The sequence below is a fragment of the Mangrovimonas xylaniphaga genome, assembly GCF_001280435.1.
Lineage (GTDB): Bacteria > Bacteroidota > Bacteroidia > Flavobacteriales > Flavobacteriaceae > Mangrovimonas_A > Mangrovimonas_A xylaniphaga.
The window spans coordinates 637006-657978 of the sequence record NZ_LBIP01000013.1; the positions used below are offsets into that span (position 1 = coordinate 637006).

At 35.0% G+C, this 20973-nt stretch carries 26 protein-coding genes and 1 tRNA gene; 18 read left to right on the forward strand and 9 right to left on the reverse strand.

Annotation, left to right across the window (positions count from 1 at the left end):
• Nucleotides 1–400 precede the first annotated feature (400 nt).
• Nucleotides 401–598, forward strand: coding sequence for a beta-xylosidase family glycoside hydrolase (locus ZA06_RS16860; RefSeq protein WP_262493376.1), 198 nt, complete (start codon nucleotides 401–403; stop codon nucleotides 596–598).
• A gap of 349 nt (nucleotides 599–947) precedes the next feature.
• Here the strand turns inward: ZA06_RS16860 and ZA06_RS02880 are convergent, their stop codons facing one another.
• Nucleotides 948–1124, reverse strand: a complete 177-nt coding sequence (locus ZA06_RS02880) for a histone H1 (protein ID WP_053975899.1) — start codon at nucleotides 1122–1124, stop codon at nucleotides 948–950.
• A gap of 198 nt (nucleotides 1125–1322) precedes the next feature.
• Between ZA06_RS02880 and ZA06_RS02885 the strand changes: the two genes are divergently transcribed.
• From ZA06_RS02885 to ZA06_RS02960, 16 genes are all read left to right on the forward strand, one after another.
• Nucleotides 1323–1907, forward strand: a complete 585-nt coding sequence (locus ZA06_RS02885; protein ID WP_240472193.1) for a thioredoxin family protein — start codon at nucleotides 1323–1325, stop codon at nucleotides 1905–1907.
• Nucleotides 1908–2639: 732 nt separating this feature from the next.
• Nucleotides 2640–3155, forward strand: coding sequence for a hypothetical protein (locus ZA06_RS02890; protein ID WP_157503060.1), 516 nt, complete (start codon nucleotides 2640–2642; stop codon nucleotides 3153–3155).
• A 167-nt stretch (nucleotides 3156–3322) separates the two neighbouring features.
• Nucleotides 3323–3718 (forward strand): hypothetical protein, encoded by a 396-nt coding sequence (locus ZA06_RS02895; protein WP_053975901.1) that lies wholly within the window; start codon nucleotides 3323–3325, stop codon nucleotides 3716–3718.
• 167 nt (nucleotides 3719–3885) lie between these two features.
• The gene (locus ZA06_RS02900) at nucleotides 3886–4383 is read left to right on the forward strand and encodes a hypothetical protein (RefSeq protein ID WP_053975902.1); all 498 of its coding nucleotides are present in this window, start codon (nucleotides 3886–3888) and stop codon (nucleotides 4381–4383) included.
• Between the two features lie 302 nt (nucleotides 4384–4685).
• Nucleotides 4686–5054: a hypothetical protein gene (locus ZA06_RS02905; protein WP_157503062.1), complete on the forward strand. Its 369-nt coding sequence runs from the start codon at nucleotides 4686–4688 to the stop codon at nucleotides 5052–5054.
• A 126-nt stretch (nucleotides 5055–5180) separates the two neighbouring features.
• Nucleotides 5181–5738 carry a hypothetical protein gene (locus ZA06_RS02910; RefSeq protein WP_053975904.1) on the forward strand — a complete coding sequence of 186 codons (558 nt, stop codon included), beginning with the start codon at nucleotides 5181–5183 and terminating at the stop codon, nucleotides 5736–5738.
• Nucleotides 5739–5882: 144 nt separating this feature from the next.
• Nucleotides 5883–6380 carry a hypothetical protein gene (locus ZA06_RS02915; RefSeq protein ID WP_053975905.1) on the forward strand — a complete coding sequence of 166 codons (498 nt, stop codon included), beginning with the start codon at nucleotides 5883–5885 and terminating at the stop codon, nucleotides 6378–6380.
• Between the two features lie 158 nt (nucleotides 6381–6538).
• Nucleotides 6539–7168 carry a hypothetical protein gene (locus tag ZA06_RS02920; RefSeq protein WP_053975906.1) on the forward strand — a complete coding sequence of 210 codons (630 nt, stop codon included), beginning with the start codon at nucleotides 6539–6541 and terminating at the stop codon, nucleotides 7166–7168.
• A gap of 157 nt (nucleotides 7169–7325) precedes the next feature.
• On the forward strand, nucleotides 7326–7874 hold the full coding sequence (locus ZA06_RS02925) for a hypothetical protein (RefSeq protein WP_053975907.1): 549 nt from the start codon (nucleotides 7326–7328) through the stop codon (nucleotides 7872–7874).
• 144 nt (nucleotides 7875–8018) lie between these two features.
• Nucleotides 8019–8798, forward strand: coding sequence for a tetratricopeptide repeat protein (locus tag ZA06_RS16720; RefSeq protein ID WP_168155203.1), 780 nt, complete (start codon nucleotides 8019–8021; stop codon nucleotides 8796–8798).
• Between the two features lie 225 nt (nucleotides 8799–9023).
• Complete coding sequence (locus tag ZA06_RS02935) at nucleotides 9024–9632, forward strand: hypothetical protein (protein WP_053975908.1); 609 nt, start codon at nucleotides 9024–9026, stop codon at nucleotides 9630–9632.
• Nucleotides 9633–9798: 166 nt separating this feature from the next.
• Nucleotides 9799–10281, forward strand: coding sequence for a hypothetical protein (locus ZA06_RS02940; protein ID WP_053975909.1), 483 nt, complete (start codon nucleotides 9799–9801; stop codon nucleotides 10279–10281).
• Nucleotides 10282–10432: 151 nt separating this feature from the next.
• Complete coding sequence (locus tag ZA06_RS02945; protein ID WP_053975910.1) at nucleotides 10433–10957, forward strand: hypothetical protein; 525 nt, start codon at nucleotides 10433–10435, stop codon at nucleotides 10955–10957.
• A 165-nt stretch (nucleotides 10958–11122) separates the two neighbouring features.
• Nucleotides 11123–11713, forward strand: a complete 591-nt coding sequence (locus ZA06_RS02950; RefSeq protein WP_053975911.1) for a hypothetical protein — start codon at nucleotides 11123–11125, stop codon at nucleotides 11711–11713.
• Between the two features lie 131 nt (nucleotides 11714–11844).
• On the forward strand, nucleotides 11845–12378 hold the full coding sequence (locus tag ZA06_RS02955) for an STM3941 family protein (RefSeq protein ID WP_082331975.1): 534 nt from the start codon (nucleotides 11845–11847) through the stop codon (nucleotides 12376–12378).
• Nucleotides 12379–12523: 145 nt separating this feature from the next.
• Entirely contained in the window at nucleotides 12524–13036 is a 513-nt protein-coding gene (locus ZA06_RS02960; RefSeq protein WP_053975913.1) for a hypothetical protein, read from the forward strand.
• A 263-nt stretch (nucleotides 13037–13299) separates the two neighbouring features.
• Here ZA06_RS02960 and ZA06_RS02965 read toward each other — a convergent pair whose 3' ends face one another.
• The 7 genes from ZA06_RS02965 to ZA06_RS02990 form a co-directional block, all read right to left on the reverse strand.
• Complete coding sequence (locus ZA06_RS02965) at nucleotides 13300–13830, reverse strand: hypothetical protein (protein WP_053975914.1); 531 nt, start codon at nucleotides 13828–13830, stop codon at nucleotides 13300–13302.
• Between the two features lie 31 nt (nucleotides 13831–13861).
• Complete coding sequence (locus ZA06_RS02970; protein WP_053975915.1) at nucleotides 13862–14581, reverse strand: hypothetical protein; 720 nt, start codon at nucleotides 14579–14581, stop codon at nucleotides 13862–13864.
• Nucleotides 14582–14599: 18 nt separating this feature from the next.
• Entirely contained in the window at nucleotides 14600–15715 is a 1116-nt protein-coding gene (locus tag ZA06_RS02975; protein WP_053975916.1) for a tyrosine-type recombinase/integrase, read from the reverse strand.
• A gap of 288 nt (nucleotides 15716–16003) precedes the next feature.
• Nucleotides 16004–16076: transfer RNA gene (locus tag ZA06_RS02980), tRNA-Met, on the reverse strand.
• 107 nt (nucleotides 16077–16183) lie between these two features.
• The gene (locus tag ZA06_RS02985; RefSeq protein WP_053975917.1) at nucleotides 16184–17089 is read right to left on the reverse strand and encodes a leucine-rich repeat domain-containing protein; all 906 of its coding nucleotides are present in this window, start codon (nucleotides 17087–17089) and stop codon (nucleotides 16184–16186) included.
• Between the two features lie 152 nt (nucleotides 17090–17241).
• On the reverse strand, nucleotides 17242–17418 hold the full coding sequence (locus ZA06_RS16725) for a CPXCG motif-containing cysteine-rich protein (protein WP_082331976.1): 177 nt from the start codon (nucleotides 17416–17418) through the stop codon (nucleotides 17242–17244).
• Nucleotides 17419–17476: 58 nt separating this feature from the next.
• Complete coding sequence (locus ZA06_RS02990; RefSeq protein ID WP_053975918.1) at nucleotides 17477–19384, reverse strand: ABC-F family ATP-binding cassette domain-containing protein; 1908 nt, start codon at nucleotides 19382–19384, stop codon at nucleotides 17477–17479.
• A gap of 83 nt (nucleotides 19385–19467) precedes the next feature.
• Here ZA06_RS02990 and ZA06_RS02995 point away from each other — a divergent pair, with 83 nt between their 5' ends.
• Nucleotides 19468–19860 (forward strand): DUF983 domain-containing protein, encoded by a 393-nt coding sequence (locus tag ZA06_RS02995; RefSeq protein ID WP_053975919.1) that lies wholly within the window; start codon nucleotides 19468–19470, stop codon nucleotides 19858–19860.
• Here the strand turns inward: ZA06_RS02995 and ZA06_RS03000 are convergent.
• Nucleotides 19841–20884 carry an NAD(P)/FAD-dependent oxidoreductase gene (locus ZA06_RS03000; protein WP_053977039.1) on the reverse strand — a complete coding sequence of 348 codons (1044 nt, stop codon included), beginning with the start codon at nucleotides 20882–20884 and terminating at the stop codon, nucleotides 19841–19843. The two genes, ZA06_RS02995 and ZA06_RS03000, sit on opposite strands and share 20 nt — an antisense overlap.
• Nucleotides 20885–20973: the final 89 nt, after the last annotated feature.

Consider the following 20973-nt stretch of genomic DNA (forward strand, 5'->3'; position numbering starts at 1 on the left):
TAGTTTACGATATCGGTATAAATAAAATTGGCCGAAATTTAAAAAGACACAAAAGCACTTCATCAAGTGAGACAATTAACAATACCCTCCAACTATTAACTTCCAACTCTAACATACAGTGTTTCAAAATCACTATCGGTCCATTTTATTTTTAGCGTATCATTTACCGAATAAGTAATGGTGCCTTTATGCTTAAGCCCCTTATGAAATACCGTAATTTTATCTTTTTACAAATTATAAGGATTATGACCTCCTTCATCAGGATCAACCACGTTAAAGGATGTTGCCGATATGTGAAAATCCGCAAAGGGAGCGGTTGGATCCTGGGACCAAAGACCAAATATTTTTGTTGTTTCCACTTCTAAATTCCGAAAGACCGTTCTTTTAGGTTGTTTAGTGTATTGCACACCATAAATTTGAGGCGTCAACCAAGATGACTTTTAAAACTTCTAAAGACAATGAACAGGCCGGTCTAACAGTTTACAGAACCAATAAAAATCACTTCAAACTTTTAAAAGACAAGAATTCCTTGGTCTTGATCAAGGCCTTTAAAGGTGACCAAACAGAAATAGCCCGTATAACTTACAAAAACAAATAGGTCTATTTTCATGTAGAAGGCAACGATTTGGACATTCAATTTAGGTACGGAGAAACTTTGGATGCACTAAAACCCATTGGATAAAAACAAAACCTGATTGTCATTGCAGACCTTCAAGGGAATGCAATGTTCAATGGCCCAGGCATAGGCATGTACGTAACCAGCAATGGCAAGGACTCCAAAACAAAGCTGTTTTTGATTGGTTTTATTATGAAGGGAAGTTATTGAAAGAACCTTCAAATTGTTGATATAAACAAAAAACAGCTCCAAAAAATGGAGCTGTTTTCTATTATTTGTGTGTTCTCGAAGTTGATACCAACTACAGCAAAATAACTAATCTAAAGATACCTTATTGCTTTGAAGCTTCTAAGGACACTTTACGAAATTCCTTCATTAACTTGGTCATTTCCAAAGTTGCTTTACGAGCTCTTGTTCCTGCGGCTTTGTTTCCATTCTCCAATTGTGCTGCTGCATCAGTTGAAAATGCTTCGAATTGTGCGCCGATTTGTTCTAAAAGTTCTTTCATAGATTCAAGGTTTAAAATTAATTCTGGCGAAAATAGCACTTTAAAGGCTATATACAAGGGATAAATCACCTAATTGCCCTTAAACAGTCCAGTATTTATATAACTTTTGAAGGAGGACATCGTTTTACCTATCGAAAAATCACCTGCTGTCCTGTAAGTCGGTTTTCTTTACCTATCTTTAATCCAAGTAATCCTACAATGGAGACCTTACACAAGCCCCTTCCCAAAACTGATGCCTTAGCCAACCATTACTTACAGATTTTTAAATTATTGCCAAGTATGAAACATACAGATATTGACACCGCCAATCCATCGACCAACTCCCCAGAAATTAAAAAAAAGAAGTCCCATCCGTTTTGGAGATGGTTCTGGCTCACTTTCCTTGTGGTTTCCCTTGCTTATGCGTGGTATTCCTTTTATGTACCTTCCAATGATGTGGCCTGGGCAGACAATATGATCTCAGCAAAGGAACTTGCCAATGATTCCAACAAGAAGATGCTCCTATTTTTCACTGGAGAGTGGTGTGTGCCATGCCGAATTATGAAACGTGAAGTTTTTGCGGATAAAGAAGTCATGCAGGCCATCAATTCGCAAGTTGTACCAGTAATGATCAATATCGACGACCCCAATGCCGCAGAAATTGTAAAGCATTATAAAATTGGAGGCACGCCAATAACAATTTTTACCGATCCTGAGGGAAGGGTACTTGATTACGCGGTTGGAAAGATTGGTAAGACGGAGTTCCTCGAAATGCTTAAAAATTGGGAGAAGGCAGGCTCCTAATTATGGCTGAGTCTGTTCGAAAAAACATTACTATTGCCGTATGGATCTTTGGATTGAAAAAAAGACGTTTGGTTGGCAAATCGTGTTCTAAAACGTGTTCACTTTCTTGTTCTAATTTAAGCAATTCATTCAAATTGGACATAAAAAAGCAGTTTAGCGTGAACTAAACTGCTTATCTGAATGATTTCCAATTAGTAGCAGGAACTGGACTCGAACCAGTAACCTTCGGGTTATGAGTTTGAAAACAACCCCGAATTTGACGCTAAAAACACCTTTATTTAGAAAAACCGTTTACGAAATGGTTTACGGTAATTAGACTTATTTTAATCAAATATAGTAATTAAATTTTAAGAATTAACATCTAAAATAAAACTAACGGTTTCAATATGCCAATAACTATTATTCCTGTAAACTGGATGAAAAATAATTACGGAAATCCCTACAAAACCATCTTATATTTTTATTATTTTAGCGGTCAACCAAGCCAACCGATCAATGCACTACACGATACAAAGCAAAGTTTTTTCGTACAATACGTATGTAAAAACAGTTAACTTTAGCCAAAATAAACAACCATACAGATATAACGGGAATAAATACCATGGTGTTTAGCCCTATGTTGTATGCCATATACCCGACATGAATGAAATTATAAATAGAATTGACAACTTACCACCAGAATTAGATTCAATTGCAAATCAAGCAAAAAAATATATTGAGAACAATTCAAACATGAATGACTCTGTTCTGAACATCCTACACCGACCTTGGGTAGCAAGATTGAACTGGGGATTGATGCTATATCAGGGAGCACAGGTCAATTGGTTCTCTGAATTCACAAAGAGAACCGGAAAAGAAATCCCTAAATTTTACATAGACTTTTTAATAAGCATCAACGGAGGATTTATTTATGACCTCTCTCTGTATGGACTGACGCCAACCCTATATAATTCAGGACAATTAAATCGAAGTATTTTACAATGTCATGATCTGACTACAGCCAACAATAATTGGATTAGAGAATTTGATGTTGACCCAGAGCTGTTTCATTTCGGTGGACGGTCTTACAATTATGATGAAAATGTCGGATATTTTTACGATGATCAAAAAATTCTTTGTTACCGAAAAAATGGTGAACTAATCAACAATTGGGACACATTTAGCAATATGTTATCGGACGAAATTAAAATTGTCGAACAAGAAATGTTGGGTGAAGTACCAGAGGGTATTGATTTAACAACAAAATAAATACGGCATACAACACAGTGTATAATTCATTGCTTCCGATTTTCCTCGCGGAAAATCCTCGCAACTTTACTATCTTAGTTTCTTAACCTGAAAATCCTGCGGATTTTCACGCAACGAAACTATACACAAACCGTTGTAAACCATGCAAAAATCTTGAATAAACAATAATGAAATACGTCATCTCCGTTATATTAGTTTTAGTATGCCTTAAAGGCTATTCACAAATTCCTGAGACACTATATGATGAAGCAAAAAAATTAGAATCTCATTACGCCACAAAAATTGACTCAATAAAAAATCTGAGTAACAATTGTAAAATAACTTATTCTTCAGATTCAAAATTTAAGTGCATTCATTTAAAGCTTAAAAATGACTCTATAATTCCATTAGACATTAGATTAAAAAATAACTATCAGGGATTTGTAGCTTTTAAATCGGACTTTGATAACTACATATTGATTAACGAGCGTGGTGCTGGATCTGGAAATCCTACATATATAGTAAAAATCGATAAGAATAATGGTAGAAGAGAAAATTATGGTGAGGAGCAAATAGATTATTAATGTTTTTAAAAAATAAAAAAAACACGGTGTACAACACCGTGTATAATTCATTGCTTCCGATTTTCCTCGCGGAAAATCCTCGCAAGTTTGCTATCTTAGTTTCTTAACACGAAAATCCTACGGATTTTCACGCAACGAAACTATACACAAACCGTTAGCCATCATTAATGAAGCACATTTCCTATATATTAATCCTAATTGTTTTTATTGGCTGTAAATCGGAGAATAAAAAATCTGACTTTGAACAAAATATAAAAACGGAAAAACAAATTAAAAGTCCAATTATTGGAAAATGGAAAGTGATTAAATCGAATGTTGAACCTTTTCAAATAATATCTAACGGAAAAAAACTTTATTTAAATACAATTTTTGAATTTTCGGAAAACGGAAAACACCAAGTTTATGAGAAGAATAAATCGGATTTTTTCTCTTCGGTTACTTATCGAATTGATGAGAAAAAATTAATTATGGTCGATTTAGATATGGTATTTGAATATGGAATTGAAAGTCTGACCACTGATTCTCTAAAATTGAAAATAAAGAAAATACCAACCTACTTTTGGACTGATGAAAATCTTTCTGACCAAAAAGTTCAGGATAAGATTGCTCAATTACAAAAAGGCGGAGTTTTACTTGAACTAGAAAAAATAAAAAACGGTGGCTAACACCGTGTATAATTCATTGCTTCCGATTTTCCTCGCGGAAAATCCTCGCAAGTTTGCTATCTTAGTTTCTTAACCCGAAAATCCTATCGGATTTTCACGCAACGAAACTATACACAAACCGTTGTGCAACATTCCCAATATCATGAAAACGAGATTAATTTCGTTGGCTAACGTGCAAATTTTGTGGAATTTTATAAACTAAAAATTTGACGTTAGTCAGAATTTCAAAAATGAACAATCTGAATAAATATGAAATGATAATTTATTGTCTGATTTATCCAATCTTGACAATGACATTTTTTATGATTTGGATTCATCAATCGACATTACCAGGTGGAGACATCGGGATGACACCTTTTCTCGTCGGAATAGTTTTGCTAATAGTATTCGGAATTGAAATCACTCTCGTTTTGCTCTTTAGAAAAAGGATAATCAGTTTGCGGAATAAATTGACCTCATTAATTGTTGCATTTCTTATTTACGAACTGACAATGTGGATTATGGGAGGATTTGGAGAAATTGTACTTTTCGAATCTTTTAAAAAACCATTTGAGGAAAATATAAAAGGTGCATTTTCATTTTCATCAATTTTCGCTCTGACAGTAATACTTGGACTGATAATATTAAATGATAAACTGAATAAAAAAAACGTTACACAACACCGTGTATAATTCATTGCTTCCGATTTTCCTCACGGAAAATCCTCGCAACTTTACTATCTTAGTTTCTTAACACGAAAATCCTGCGGATTTTCACGCAACGAAACTATACACAAACCGTTGGCTATAATGTCTTGAATGAAAAACTTCAAAATTAAAATACTTGACCAATATTGGATTGACAAAAACCCAAACAATAAAACTGATTTATGTTCCCATGGATTAATTCAGCTTGAAATTGGAGAAACAATAATTATAGATGAGCAAGATAATGACTGGACATTAAATACAGCTGGTTTAATGTTGCTAAGGACAATAAATAACTCACACGATACAAATAGTTCATTTCCAATAATTCAACATTGCGGACAACTTGCAATGCTAGGTTGCCCAATTTCAGTTGATTGGCAAGTATCACATAAAAATGGTAATGTGGTTATTTCTGACCCTAGAAAACTACTTACTACTGACAGTAAGGACCTAATTAATTACTCCATCGGACGAGTAAATGTTGAACGCAAAACTTATATTAGAGAAATTGTCAGGTTTTGTGACGAAATCAAACGATTTTTTAAAGATAAAAATAGAGACTTTACAGACGAGTATTATAAGTCTGAATGGTCAGGTTTTTGGCAAGAGTTTGATGATCTCTTAGAAAAGCACAGAATTGAGCTTAAAAACAAATCAACACTATAGCCAACACAGTGTATAATTCATTGCTTCCGATTTTCCTCACGGAAAATCCTCGCAACTTTGCTATCTTAGTTTCTTAACACGAAAATCCTACGGATTTTCACGCAACGAAACTATACACAAACCGTTGTAGATAATTATAACTTTATGTCCAAAGAACCTTTAACTGAAGAAAATCTACTGTTCTTAAATGAGTTTTACTCTTTGGTCAATGCATTTGATAACAAAAAAGAAATGGAGATAAAGGCTAATATTAAGCTTAATTATCTAATACGAATTGCAGAATTTTTAGTTATTGCCAATCCTCAATCACAAACTAAAAAGCATAAAGAAAATCTTTTAAATTACTTAAAAGTGCTTCAGAACACTTTGAATGACAACGAATATTCAAAATCAAAGTACATAGGATTAAAACACACTATGCTTTATCCAATTACTCAATGGATGAGAAAATACGGATTCCGAAGTTCATACGAATTGATAAATTTTAAAATTTATATTGGTCTTGTTTTCGATTTAATCTTTTGGGTTTTACTTTTAAAAGAACACTTTTATTTCGTTCCTATATTTACCTTATTATTTGTCCTCAATGGATTTTGGAATTTAATGAAGGTAAAAAGAGAGAAAAAATTATTGAATTTATAAAACTATCTACAACACAGTGTATAATTCATTGCTTCTGATTTTCCTCTCGGAAAATCCTCGCAACTTTACTATCTTAGTTTCTTAACCCGAAAATCCTAGCGGATTTTCACGCAACGAAACTATACACAAACCGTTGTACAACATTAAAAACTGAATTTTTGATTACCGAAATAATATCTACTGAAGGTGACCAAATTAGATTTTGTGTAAATCTGGGAAATTCGAGAATAAAGATTTTTTCGATTTTTAGAGCAGCAAGTGATGGTTCATTAGCTTTTCACGATTATTTTAAAGGAAATATAATTGGAGAATTAAATTCAGATTCTATAGAAAATGGACAGACATTTCTTGCTAAAGATGCGGAATTTAAAGATTTTAAAGTCCATAAATTTAACTTCCACAAATCAGGAACTGTTACAGTGAAGGATAAAACTGGAAATCGACCGAACGATGATTATTCATCAATTGATTTTAGAAAAATTCCTGACGCAATTACTCTTTTTGTCTATCAATTAACACAATTAGAGAAGTATCCGATAATTTCTGACCAAAAAGAATATTATGACTTGATACAAGGAAACAAAGCACATCTTCCGCCCAATGTTCAAGTAATTTTATCAAAAAAAAGTTATGATTTAAAATCTGACTTTGAGGAAAAAAATGATAGTATTCTTTTCATTAATAGTTCAATCCTTTCGCAATACGACCTTAATTTATGTATTAACGTACGTAAACATAGTTCAGGAAAATATGCCGATTTTGCCGTTTTAACGACAATAAAATATTAAAAAACGTTGTACAACACCGTGCATAATTCATTGCTTCTGATTTTCCTCGCGGAAAATCCTCGCAACTTTATTATCTTAGTTTCTTAACACGAAAATCCTGCGGATTTTCACGCAACGAAACTATACACAAACCGTTACTTGCAATTTAAACTGACCAATGAAAAAAGTAATTTTAATAACGCTAATTAGCTCATTAATTCTTGGACTAGGATATTTCGGATTAGATATGTTTGATTTTGCCAAAGAAGCAAAAACAGACATTAAAAAAAATGTGGAAAAATCAATAAACATTGAGGATTCCAATCGTATTGAACAAAAGAAAGAATTTAAACTTGACACAATTGATATTGAAAATTTCAATATTATTTTCTTTCACCCAAACGAAAATGAATTTGAAGAATTACTCAAGGAACAGAACGACGAAAACAGCGGACTTTATGAAGTTGATTCTGATTATGCTTATTACGCTAACAATTTCCTCGATTCGATTTCAAAAACTGACCTAAAAACTAAAATTATAACGGAAAGGATAATTAAATACTCAACAAAAAATGGCATTAAATATCTTGACAGACTAAAAAATCCTGAACATCCTTACGGAATAATATTCAACAATGTCATTTGTGATCCGCAAATTGAATTTGGAGTAATGACTGACATTGATATATTTCAATTGTTAGCTGAATATAATAAAAACTGCAAGTAACAATATGTAACATGCATTGCTTCTGATTTTCCTTCGGAAAATCCTCGCATGCACCAATTGTTGTTTTCGTTTAGCTATCTTTAATCCCAAAACCAAACGCAACGGCAGTGTTACATGAGCCGTTGTAAAACATTTAAAAAACTAATGACAAAACAAAAAGTATTTCTAATTCTGACTTTTATCAGTATTAATGTTTTCGGACAAACTGGGGACGAACTGAATGAACAGTCAAAGAAATTAATTGAACAACAAAAGTTTGAAGAAGCAATCCCAATTTTAAAAAAAGCGGCTGAATTGGGAAATGCCGAAGCGCAATATAATTTAGGTTATTGTTATCATGCAGGAGCTGGTGTTGAACAAAATACAAAAAAGGGTATTGAGTGGTTTGACAAATCAGCTGAACAAGGATTTAACGATGGACTTTATCAAATGATGATGGCTTATGGAAATGGTGACGGAGTTGAACAAGACTATAAAAAAGCATTCCAATTTGGGCTAAAGTGTGCTGAAAATGGAGATGGAACTTGTATGTGGAATGTTATCAACTGCTATTATTCAGGAATGGGAGCTGAAAAAAATATGGACAAAATGCTGGAATGGGCAACTCGACTTGGAAAATTTGAAAACCCAGAGAATTTATCAAAAAGCGGCTACATAACTTCAGTTAGATTACAGCTTGCCCAAATGTACAGAGATGGTGGAGAATTAGAGAAGGACTTGTTTAAAAGCTATCAATGGTTTTTAATATTCAATGAATTCAAAAGAGACTTCTCTTATGTTCAACAACAGCAAATTGTAAAAGAAATACAAGAATTAGAAACAAATCTGACCTCTAACCAAAAAGTAAACGGGCAAAAAGAAGCAGAGAAATTATTAGGCAGACCATTGGAAAATATGGAAAACCTTTACAAAGCCGAACTATAAAAACGTTTTACAACAATATATAACCGCAATTACAGCGGATTCGACTACGTCCGAATCCACTCGGAATTGCTAACGCCAGTTCTAAACCGAAAATTAACGTATTTTCACCCGTAACTGACGGTTATACGAGCCGTTGTACCACATATGCGAAACCGAAATCTGTCATACATAATTAATGTCTTTATTCTTCTTCAAACTTTTGGCTTAATTGCACAAACGTCAAAAATGGAAACCAACAAAAATCGAATGGACAGAGATTTTGTTCCTTCCTCTGGATTAAAGATTCAGTTTAGTGATTTATACAAAAGCGAAAATGAAATCATTCTAATTTTAGAAAAAACTAACGATAGCCTATACTCTATTTATGTTTATAATAAAACGACTGACTCATTAAAAATCTCAAATCAAGATTGGCATTTATTCTTAATTCAGGAGGCGAAAAACCAAAATGGACAATGGCAACCAATCGAGTTTTGGAAATATTCTACGTGCACAAATAGTTATCTATCAGATCAAATAGAACCCAGTGGAATTATAAAAACGCAATCCAAAGTTTATAACGGGAGTTTTGAAACCCAAATAAGATTTAAACTCTTAAATGACAATAAAGTTTATTATTCAAATTCCATAACTGGATTTATAAATTTATCTCAATTTGACATTCCAAATGACCAAACAGAGTTTAGGACTTATAAACGCATTGAAAGTCGTGGTGGTATAAAAATTTTAAAAAAGATAATATTTCTAGAACCAAACGGATGGACTGAATTTATAGAAAAAGAGGATGCCTATTTAGAAAAAATGGCGGAATTAAAACAAAAAAATAAGAACTAAAAATACGTGGTACAACACCATGTATAATTCATTGCTTCCGATTTTCCTCGCGGAAAATCCTCGCAATTTTGCTAACATAGTTTCTTAACCCGAAAATCCTAGCGGATTTTCACGCAACGAAACTATACACAAACCGTTGTAGCACATTACAAAAAGCCCTATCAAAATGATTTTGAAACTACCCATCTTTGTAATTCTTTTATTTCTAACATTTACAAAATCAAGTGAATTAATTACAAATCAACGGACTGATTATGAACTAAACTTAGAGTCCGCTTCAAAATACTACTTAAAGAAAAATAATATTCCGGACACAGTTTTGATAAAACTAGTTCCTACTAACTATGAGGAATTTAAAATCTATTATGAGACAACCGAACCTGATCACAACCTAGGGAAAACGGACTTTTTCTATGAGACTACTCAACTGATTTTTGACAAAGTTACTATCAATAAAAACTGGGACTTTTATATTCCAAGTCTGAATTTAGCAAGTTTCGCAGATGGTGAATATGCAGAAGGTTTTATAGAAAATCTCAAAATGATAATCGAATTGGATAAGCAAAAATTTTGCAATGCCATAAGTGAAATTAAGTTAAGAGATCGCAATCCGATAAAATACTATGGTGAATTACACAGGTGTAAATAAAAACGTGCTACAACACCATGTATAATTCATTGCTTCCGATTTTCCTCACGGAAAATCCTCGCAACTTCACTATCTTAGTTTCTTAACCCGAAAATCCTGCGGATTTTCACGCAACGAAACTATACACAAACCGTTGTAAGCCATTAAAGAAATGAAGACAAAACAAATTTTTACGTTACTTCTAACTATATTATTCTTTATTGCTTGTAATCAAAATAAAAGAATCGAAGCTTTCCCATCTACTGGTTATAAAATTGAGATTCCTGATTGGTGGAATGTAAGTGAAATTATTGACGCAAATAATATTAGTGGCACATTACCCCTTTTAGACTCCAAGAAAGATAATATTTCCATTCGTTCCTTTAATAAGTCAGAATTTATAAATTATGAAAACTTTGAAAACTGGGTTATAAAAAAATACGGTATTGGCCAACCGCCTGATTGGTCACTTGAAGACAGGATATTGAGTACTATAAAAACTTTTGATTTTGAAAATTTAGGTACCACCTATAAAACCAAAATCTTAAATAATGGCCGAGAAGTCTTGTGCTGTTACATTTTAATAGAAACTAGTACTTCATATATTTGGGTTAATTTCAAATCTACGGAAACAACATATACTAGAAATTTCAAAAAACTTGATTACTTAATGTCTACGTTTATTAAAATAAATTAAATAACGGCTTACAACACTGGCTATAATCCATTACTAACCTCCTGCTCTATCCTAAAAATATTATCTTTAACCAGCTACAATTCCTACTCGGAAAATCCTACGGATTTTACTCGCAACGGAATTATAGCCCAAACGTTGTACAACATTAGATAAAAAAATTCACTTTTGACTGAAATCTTAAATTTCATTACTGACTTCATAAGAATTGACATTTTTGTTGGATTCGGATTTTACTCAATAATCTACTTCATTTTGAGAGCTTTATTAAAAGACAAAACAGTTCTTTCAGATTTTGACAAAAGTGCTGTTCAATTAATAATTTATCTAGGCTTTGTCTGGATTATTTTGTGGCTTTTCGGAATTATGGTTTTCTATTTAGGATTAGAAAATGAGAACGAAAAAGTGGAATATATCAATCGATTGACGGGAAAATATGCTTACGCAATATGGATTCAACCAATATTTTGGTTTTTGTTGACCCAGACATATCGAATACGATTCATAAAAAAATATTTAATTAATAGAATTATAATCAGTCTACTCTTTGTTATAACATTTGAACGATTTGTAATTCTAGTAGTAACATTACACCGCGATTATTTACCAAGTAGTTGGACCTTAAATAAGGAATACGGAATTGATACAGGAGTTATAGTTGCTGGACTATTGGGGAAAATTTTAGTTTCTTTAGTAGTTTTCTGTTTGTATCATTTCGGAATGAAAAAATTAAAAAACGTTGTACAACACCATGTATAATTCATTGCTTCTGATTTTCCTCTCGGAAAATCCTCGCAACTTTGCTATCTTAGTTTCTTAAACCTGAAAATCCTGCGGATTTTCACGCAACGAAACTATACACAAACCGTTGTGGTGCATTAAAGAAAATGATGGAAAACAAAATTGAAATTCAATTAAGCAAAACTAAAATTCTTCTTCTCTTAATCGGAGCGACTGTTTTTGTGACTCTTGGAATATTGTTTATTATCAACCCAGAACAGTATGCGAACATACGTTTCCGAAATGCCGAAACAATTAGAGTTGCAGGAATAGCATCAGCAGCATTTTTTGGATTGTGTTTGGTATTTATCACAAAAAAACTATTTGACAAAAAAGTTGGACTAACAATCGACCAAAATGGAATAACCGACAACTCGAATGCAACAAGTATTGGACTTATTGAATGGGATGATATAAAAAATATTGGAACGGTTCAGGTGGCTTCAACAAAAATTCTAATGCTTGAGACAGACAAACCTGAAAAATACATTGGACGAGCAAAAAATAGGATTACGAAAAGAGCCATGAAGGCTAATCATAAAATGTACGGTTCACCATTATCAATTATTTCAAATTCACTTAAGATAAAATATGACGATTTAGAACAACTGATTAGAGAAGAATTTGAGAAGAGAAAAAAATAAAAAACGCACCACAACACTGTATAAAAATAATGCTAACTTGGCTACCTAACCCAGAGTTCGTGCGTCTTTGGTCACTCTGATTTTCCTGCGGAAAATCCTCGGACGCAAAACCGCACTATCTCTATACAAACAGTTGTACATAATAATGAAAAACCTTAATCTGAAAAAACATTTCTTCAAAATTGTACTTCTGATTTTCGGGGTTTACTTAACGTACGACTACTTTGGCAACAGAAAAAAGATAGAAAATCTGAATTACGGAATCAAAGCTAACGAGTTCAGAAAATCTTTAAATGTTCCTATTATCGATTACTATATGACAGCGCAAAATAGGCACGATGAATTTTTCGGAAATAGATGGGAATCGTGGAGAGAAAAACCCAAGGAAAATGAAATACTTCACGCTTGGAAAAATGTAATTCCATCTGAAAATGAAAAATTCATATTGAACGAGGAAATGGACGCGTTTCGGATAAAAGAATCAAATGGAAGAATAAGGCAATTAAACATATATAGTAAAATAGTTAATGATTCTATTTTGACTCGAACAGGAAGAACTTTTTTTAACACTGACCCAAGAGAGGTATTAGAACTGAATGAAATTGGAGTAGATAGTGTCGTGAAAAGCTGGAAATTAAATTATCTGATTAAAAAATAACTATGTACAACACAGTGTATAATTCATTGCTTCCGATTTTCTAAAAAATTTGTTTACAATTTTCATAAAAAACAAAAACTGTCTTACAATCAACAATGCTCCAATAATAACCAATAACCGTTATTGGAACTATATACACCCGAAAACCCCTTAAAACAAGCTATTTTCGACCACAAATGTGGTCAAATCAACTGTTCAAAAAACAAAAAAGAAATTTGCAAGACAATTGTCTTACAATTGTCTTACAAATTGTATTACAAAATTCACCTCGTCTTTTTCAATGGAAAAGGCGGTAAATTTGGAACCTTTATCGGCTTTGATAGCAGAAATTTTTCAAGCTTTTCGAAATCGAATTTTTCCTTTTCCCCATAACCCTTTATAAAATCATAGGTAGAATAGCTATTATCCCTGTCAATGGAAAGAAGACTCTTCAATACTTTATCAAATTCTTTCGAAAGATCCACTGGTACATGGTCCCCAACCTGCTTCAGCGTCTTTATATGGTCATCAAGGTAATCAGTTTCCTTATTGTATTTCTGCGCTTCACGCTTACTGTACATCCATACCAGCAACTGCATAAATTCCTTGGACTTCAAAAACGTCTGGTTTTCCAGTTCCTTGATCCTTTCCCTTTCTGCTTGGCACACCCTATCCTCCACAACTGAAGTCAATAATTCCCTCAGATACTCGGACAGCTTGACCCCCTTCATTTCTGCACGCTGATTGATTTTATTTTTAAGCGCCCTGGGTATCCTAAAGGTTACGGATTGATCGTCTGTATCGGATTTCGCCATATCACTGATAATTTTATTGTTGTTTATTTTACTAATGCTCTACTGTTGTTTTTCCTGTCGGGACTCCAAAGATATAATCCAAAAGATAGTCGTCCGCCTCCGTCTCTATCTTTGCCTTTAGTGCCTTTATCCGTTCACTCCTGTCCTGCTTGGGCACCACCGTCTCCTGCACCGTGGCCATCCCTTTGTTCAGGTTCTCCATGCCCATCAGTTCCATAATCTCGGGAAGCTCCATTTTTTCTCTTGCCACAGGGGCACTGGATGGGTTTTGCTGTTCAAGGGCCCGAAGTCCAAATCGCCTGTCAACATCCAAGCGGTGTTTTTCCAACTGATCATATTGCATCCCGAATGAACTGAGAATCTCCTCAGAAACATCGGGAACTACAATCCTTACATTGGCCTGAAGCCATTCGGCGGCAAAGGTATATCCCTTTAGCTGCTCAATATACTTTTCAAGAATGAATTCAAATGTGGCCGTATCGAATTTCTCCTTCCACTGCAAAAGTTTCAGGATGTTCCCATCAAGAAGCACGCTTTTCTGAAGCACATGGTAAAGTGATGGACTGTTGTCCTCCAAAAAATAGTTCTTGCCGTTGCCCTCGATAAGGAGAACCTTTCCTCCATATTGGTCAAAATCGATGGTATCGTTTTTCTTTTTGGCCTCTTCTATCATGGTACTTGGAATGAAAAGTACCGAGGCCTTTATGATGTTTATTCCAAGTTCATAGTTGATCTCTTCAATGGATGTCATATCGATTTCCTTATTTCTTTATAGCATTGCCGAATAGTCCTCTGGAAGCTCCGCATCGATATCCCTAAGGTATTTCTCAAGTGCTGTCATGGAACTGTGGCCTGTTATCTGCATCAGCTTGCTCTTGGCTGCGTGCGGCGAGGAATCTGCCACCAAGGCCCTGTATAGCTTTGTAATGAAGGTATGCCTGAAGCTATAGAGGCCATGGTCCTCTCCCAGTCCAAAGGATTCCTTGACCACTTTCTTGAATCGCTTGGTAAAGTAGTTGCGCTTGTTCTCTAGGCTCGTCTCCCATTCGCCTCCTATTCCCTCTGGAGTGAACAGGTAATGCCCTTTATCTTTATTCGATAGGTCAGGAAGGTCACGTAGCAAAAGGTCGGGAATGATCTTGGTCTTCATAGGGCTGTTCTTCGCCTCAAAACTGAGGGTCTTGTGCTTTAGGTCGATATCCCCAACCTTTAGCCTGCACACCTCCAATGGTCTCAGGAAATTGTAGGATATGAACTTGATGAACAAGAGCAGAGTTGGATCTTCCTTTTCCAAGAAGTCGAAGATTTCCTCCTGTTGTCCCTTGGAATAGGTCTTGTTGCGCTTTGGTGTGGATTTGAGAACCTTGATCTTGCCCACAAAGTTGGAAGGGACAATATCATTGTCCTCCAAGGTCTGGAAAAGGCTGCTAAGGCTTGCCCTGTAGTTGTTCCTGTTCCTTGGCGTAGAGGTCTCCAAAAGGCTCGTCAGAAACGTTAGCACCAGTTTCCTGTCCACCTGTTCGATGAATTCCACTTCAGGATGCTCCTTTTGGAACCATTCATAGAATACCTTGATATGGCTCTTGTATGACCTGAGGCTGCTTTCCCTGAGCTGTGCTGATTTCAGTGAAAAGTCAAAGTCGAGGGCTTCCTTAAAGCCCATGCCCCTTTCCTTAACGCTTTCCTCTATTTCTACTTCTTTTTCTTTGGGAACAACCTCGGTATTTTCAATGTTTTTTTCCTTTACCACAACTTCAGGCTCCGCTTTCCCCTTCTCTTCTTCCTGTTGGATGCCATTATACCTATCGAGATTGTTCTCATATGGACTGTAGCCTTCTTTGAGAAGTTTTAACAACCGCTGTCTATAGACACTGAGTACCGTCATGCGTTCCTCTTTTGTCCTGTAGCTGTTGGCGACTCCGTAAATATTCCTTTTGTAGCGCTCGAGCTTTCCCGTTTCTGGATTGCGATAGGAAAAATAGACCTACCATCTTTTCGATAGGTCGCCCTTGGCGGTGTGGATTTTTGGGGTGGAAAATAATTTTTTGGTAGGCAAATCGTGTTCTAAAACGTGTTCATTTTCGTGTTCAAATGTAACCAATTCATTCAAATTCGACATAAAAAAAGCAGTTTAGAGTGAACTAAACTGCTTATCTGGATGATTTCCAATTAGTAGCGGGAACTGGACTCGAACCAGTGACCTTCGGGTTATGAGCCCGACGAGCTACCTACTGCTCTATCCCGCGATATCGTGGTGCAAATATAAGACGTTTTTTGAGAATACAAAGCATATTTTAAAAAATAACTCCCAACAATTTCTTGCCGGGAGCCACACATTTATTACGGACAACTTTTAATCTTCTGGGTCCAAGGTTACTATCACCCCTCTACCCTCTGTATTTTGCACATCAAAATTTTTCATTTTTGGAAAGTTTTTTTCCAAAGCCGCCAAATCCCCCTTAAAAGCGTTGTTTCCTAAGAGCAAAACTTTCAGGTTTACCAAGCTGGCAAGCTCATTTGGCAAATCTCCATAGAAAGCATTGTTGGCCAAAACTAACTCTTCCAACCCAGCTAACTTACCAATAGACTTTGGAACAATACCTAACATTTTATTATCAAAAACACTCAACACTCTAAGTGAAGTCATTCCTGATATTTCAGTGGGCAATTTTCCGGTTATTCTATTACTACTAATTAAAAGCTCTTTAAGCTTCGCTAACTTTCCTATTGACTTTGGAATGGTCCCTTCAATATCATTATTGTACAGTTCCAGATATTCCAAATTAGCCAAATTTCCTATCTGTCGAGGAATCTCTCCCTCAATTCTATTCATAAACAATTGCAACGACACCAAAGATTTTAGATTTACAATAGAACTTGGCAAAGCCCCATTTAACTCATTAAAAGCCATATTAAGCGTTGTTAAACTTGTTAAATTCCCAATGGAAGAAGGAATCTTTCCTGTAAGGTGATTTCTGAAAAAGCTAATTTTTTTCAAGTGGACCAAATCTCCCAATGCTTCAGGAAGTGTCCCTGTAAGGTTATTGGAATCCAAGTTGAGCCCTACAACCTTATCATCTTCTATAATCACACCGCACCAGGTATATACCGGAGCATTAAGGTTCCATGTTTTAAACCAATTTTCACCTTTGGTAGAAGAATTCAATGCTATTAAGGCTGCTTTTTCTTTGGACGATATTGCGCCAAATGACAATACACTAATTAAACAGAATAGGAAGGATAGTTGGAGTGTTTTCATAACTGTAGATTTGATGCGAGAAAAAATTTACACTAACGAATATAACCTTAATTCGGTGAAATACAAATTTTTTTCGACGAAATACATAATCCCACAAAAAGAACTACAACATAAATCACTATAAACCAAAATAATGCACCCGAAACTACCATTTACAGCCCACTTGCTTGAAAGTAAAATATGTCATTATTTTTAATACTGATTTCCAAAGAGATAGGATTACAGCATACTTCACAATCTTCAATATAGGCTTGATTGGGAATAGACTTGTCTACCACAACAGAGATTTGTTGCCAACAATATGGACATTGAAAGAAATACGTTTCCATACTGTAAGTTACAGATTTTGGAACGATTTTTAATCCCTCTATTTTATATGAATGCCTATTAATTAAAACTATCAAGTTCCTCGTGAATTGTTTCCCAATCCAGCATCAGATTATCCAATTCATCTTTTTTGGCTTGATAATTTTTGAAAAAACCAGGGTCTGCTACTAAAGCATCATAATTTATAGCAAGTTCGGCATCAATAGCCTTAATTTCCTTTTCCAGTTGACTTATTTTAGCTTCAGTATTGCTCAACTTATTGGCTAAGGATTTCATCTTCTTTTGGTCCTGGTAAGATTGTTTATTGACCTCCTTTGGTTGGTCTTTTACAACATCACGCTTTTCAACGTCCCTTAAACTCTCTACATTACGCTGTTCCAAATAAAAATCGATATCTCCAAGATATTCCTTGATTCGTTGATCTTTGAATTCATACACTTTGTTGGTCAACCCTTGAAGAAAATCACGGTCGTGAGATACTAAAATCAAAGTCCCTTCAAACTTCTTCAACGCTTCTTTTAAAACGTTCTTGGATTTAATATCCAAGTGGTTGGTAGGCTCATCCATTACCAACACATTCAAGGGTTGTAGCAACAACTTTGCTAGGGCCAAACGGTTTCGTTCCCCTCCAGAAAGTACTCTCACATATTTATCAACCTCCTCACCACGGAATAGAAAAGATCCCAAAATATCCCTTACCTTGCTTCTATTGGTTTCGTTGGCCGCATCAATCATAGTATCCAAAACGGTTTTATTACCGTCCAAATATTCCGCTTGATTTTGAGCGAAATACCCTATTTGCACATTATGCCCTAACTTTAAATGACCTTCATGCTTTATTTCCCCAACAATAATTTTAGCTAAAGTAGATTTACCTTGACCATTCTGGCCAACAAAAGCAGTTTTAGAATCTCTTTCAATACTTAAATCTATGCCATTTAAAACCTGTAAAGCGCCATAATTCTTGGTAATATTTTCGGCTTCAACCACCACTTTACCAGGTGTAATGGACACTGGAAAATTTAAGGTCATTACACTGTTGTCATCTTCATCAACTTCAATACGCTCAATTTTATCCAATTTTTTGATTAAGGATTGCGCCATGGAAGCTTTGGAAGCCTTAGCCCTAAACTTTTCTATAAGTTTTTCAGTTTGCTGAATTTGCTTCTCCTGATTCTTTTGAGAAGCCAATTGTTGCTCCTTGATTTCCTTTCTAAGAACCAAGAACTTTGAATAGGGTTTGTTGTAATCGTAAATACGCCCCAAGGATATTTCTATTGTTCTGTTGGTCACATTATCCAAGAACATTTTATCGTGCGACACAATCACCACAGCTCCAGAATAACCTTTTAAAAATCCTTCCAACCAAATAATGGATTCAATATCCAAGTGGTTGGTGGGCTCATCCAATAGCAAAATATCATTGTTTTGAAGTAGCAGCTTGGCCAATTCAATACGCATACGCCACCCACCAGAGAAAGTGTCGGTAAGCTTATTGAAATCCTCTCTTTTGAAACCAAGACCCTGCAGGATTTTTTCAGTTTCACCTTGATAATTGTAACCTCCCAAGATTTCGTATTGATGCTGAATTTCATTCAAATCAACCATCAATTGGTGATAGCGTTCACTTTCATAATCGGTGCGCTCAGCCATTTCCATGTTGATTTCTTCCAATTTGCGCTCCAAATCCTTAATCTCCTGAAAGGCTTCATAGGACTCTTCCAAAACGGTTCTTCCCAGAATAAAATCAATATCCTGTCTTAAAAAGCCAATACTCAAATTTTTATCAGAAGCAATTTGTCCTGAATCAGGTTCCATATCTCCAGACAAAATCTTAAGCATGGTAGATTTACCTGCGCCATTTTTACCTATCAAACCAACCCGGTCTCCTGGATTCAGTTTAAACGTAATTTCTTCAAATAAATATTCGCCTTGAAACGAAATAGAAAGGTTATGGATATTGAGCATTTAGTGACTTTTGTTACAATTAATATTTCTATAAAACGTAACTTTACAGTTCAATAGAAAACGCAAAAATACACTATAAATCCATGATAAAAAAAGGGACCAAACTGTATAGTATTTTGAAAGGAACTTGTCCAAAGTGTCAAGAAGAATCTATGTACGTAAACAAAAATCCGTACATCATTATTGACACTTTAAAAATTCATGATCATTGCTCCCATTGTGGTACTAAATATAGATTGGAACCATCGTTTTTCTATGGCTCCATGTACGTAAGCTACGCTGTTGGTATAGCCTTTGCCGTTGCTGCGTTTGTGATAAGCTATTTAATTTTAGGAACCTCCTTAAAAACCGCCTTTATCGCTATTGTAGGTACGATGATAGCCTTTTACCCTGTTATTATGCGCTTATCAAGAAATATCTGGATCAATATTTTTATGCATTACGACAAAGAATGGGCTAAGAAGAAAACCGCTTAATGTCGATCTCGGGGTTTAGGGGTTGATTGTTTTCTATTTGCTCATATAGCTGTTCAGCCACATAAGGTGCAATCATAACACCTCTAGTTCCCAACCCATTTAAAATGTACATATTGGGTTGTTCTGGATGTTCCCCTACCAAAGGACGTCTATCCTTTACGGTTGGCCGAATACCTGCCTCCTGATCTATCACAGTAAAGTCACAATTGATAAGCTCCTTTACTTTATTCACCAATTCTTCACATCCTTCTTGACTAGGTTGATTGGTTTTATCCGTCCAATTATAGGTCGCACCAACAGTATACACATCGTCTCCAAGAGGCAATAGAAACGCTGATCCCTTCAAAATAACATCCAATTTAAGATTAGGAGCCTTAATTGTGATGGTCTCCCCTTTGGTACCATTTAAAGGCAAGTGTTGGAAATATGGATTCTTCTTTATACCAAATCCTTCGCAGAAGACAATTCTATCGGCTGTATATTCACCATAATAAAATGTGTTGGATTCAACATTCAATAGCTCATGATTGAAGGCTACAGAAACAAGCCTTCCTTCTTTTTTTAAGTAGTCCTGATAACCATCAATTAAGGCCGTGGTATCCACACGTCCGGTATGCAATACCTCCCCAAATCCAAAAGGCGCATTGATTTCTTCATTATGGTTTTTAACTAAAGAAATAGATAAGAATGGTTCCAAAGCTGGTTTATCTGATGCGGAAAACCATAAATTCTGTTCTTCAATAGAAGCAAACCTTCTATGAATAGGAATAGGATAATCAACTTGTGTCTTTAAAAGCTCTCCTACAACTTTATATTTGGGCAAGGCCAATTCCAACTGTTCCTTAGCCATCCAAACCTCAGAAAAACGTTTTAAAATAACCGGATTGTACAATCCCGCCGCTACCTTGGATGATTGTTGGGATCCGTTATCAAACACCAAAAAAGATTTATCATGTTGGCGCAATTGCTCACAAAAAGCGATACCAGCCAAACCACAACCTATTATAAAATAATCTACATTCATATTTGCAAAATTACAAGGATTGGAACAATAACTCATACCCAAAAAAGAAAAAGCCCACTAAAAAGTGGGCTTTTCTCTATATTGACAGT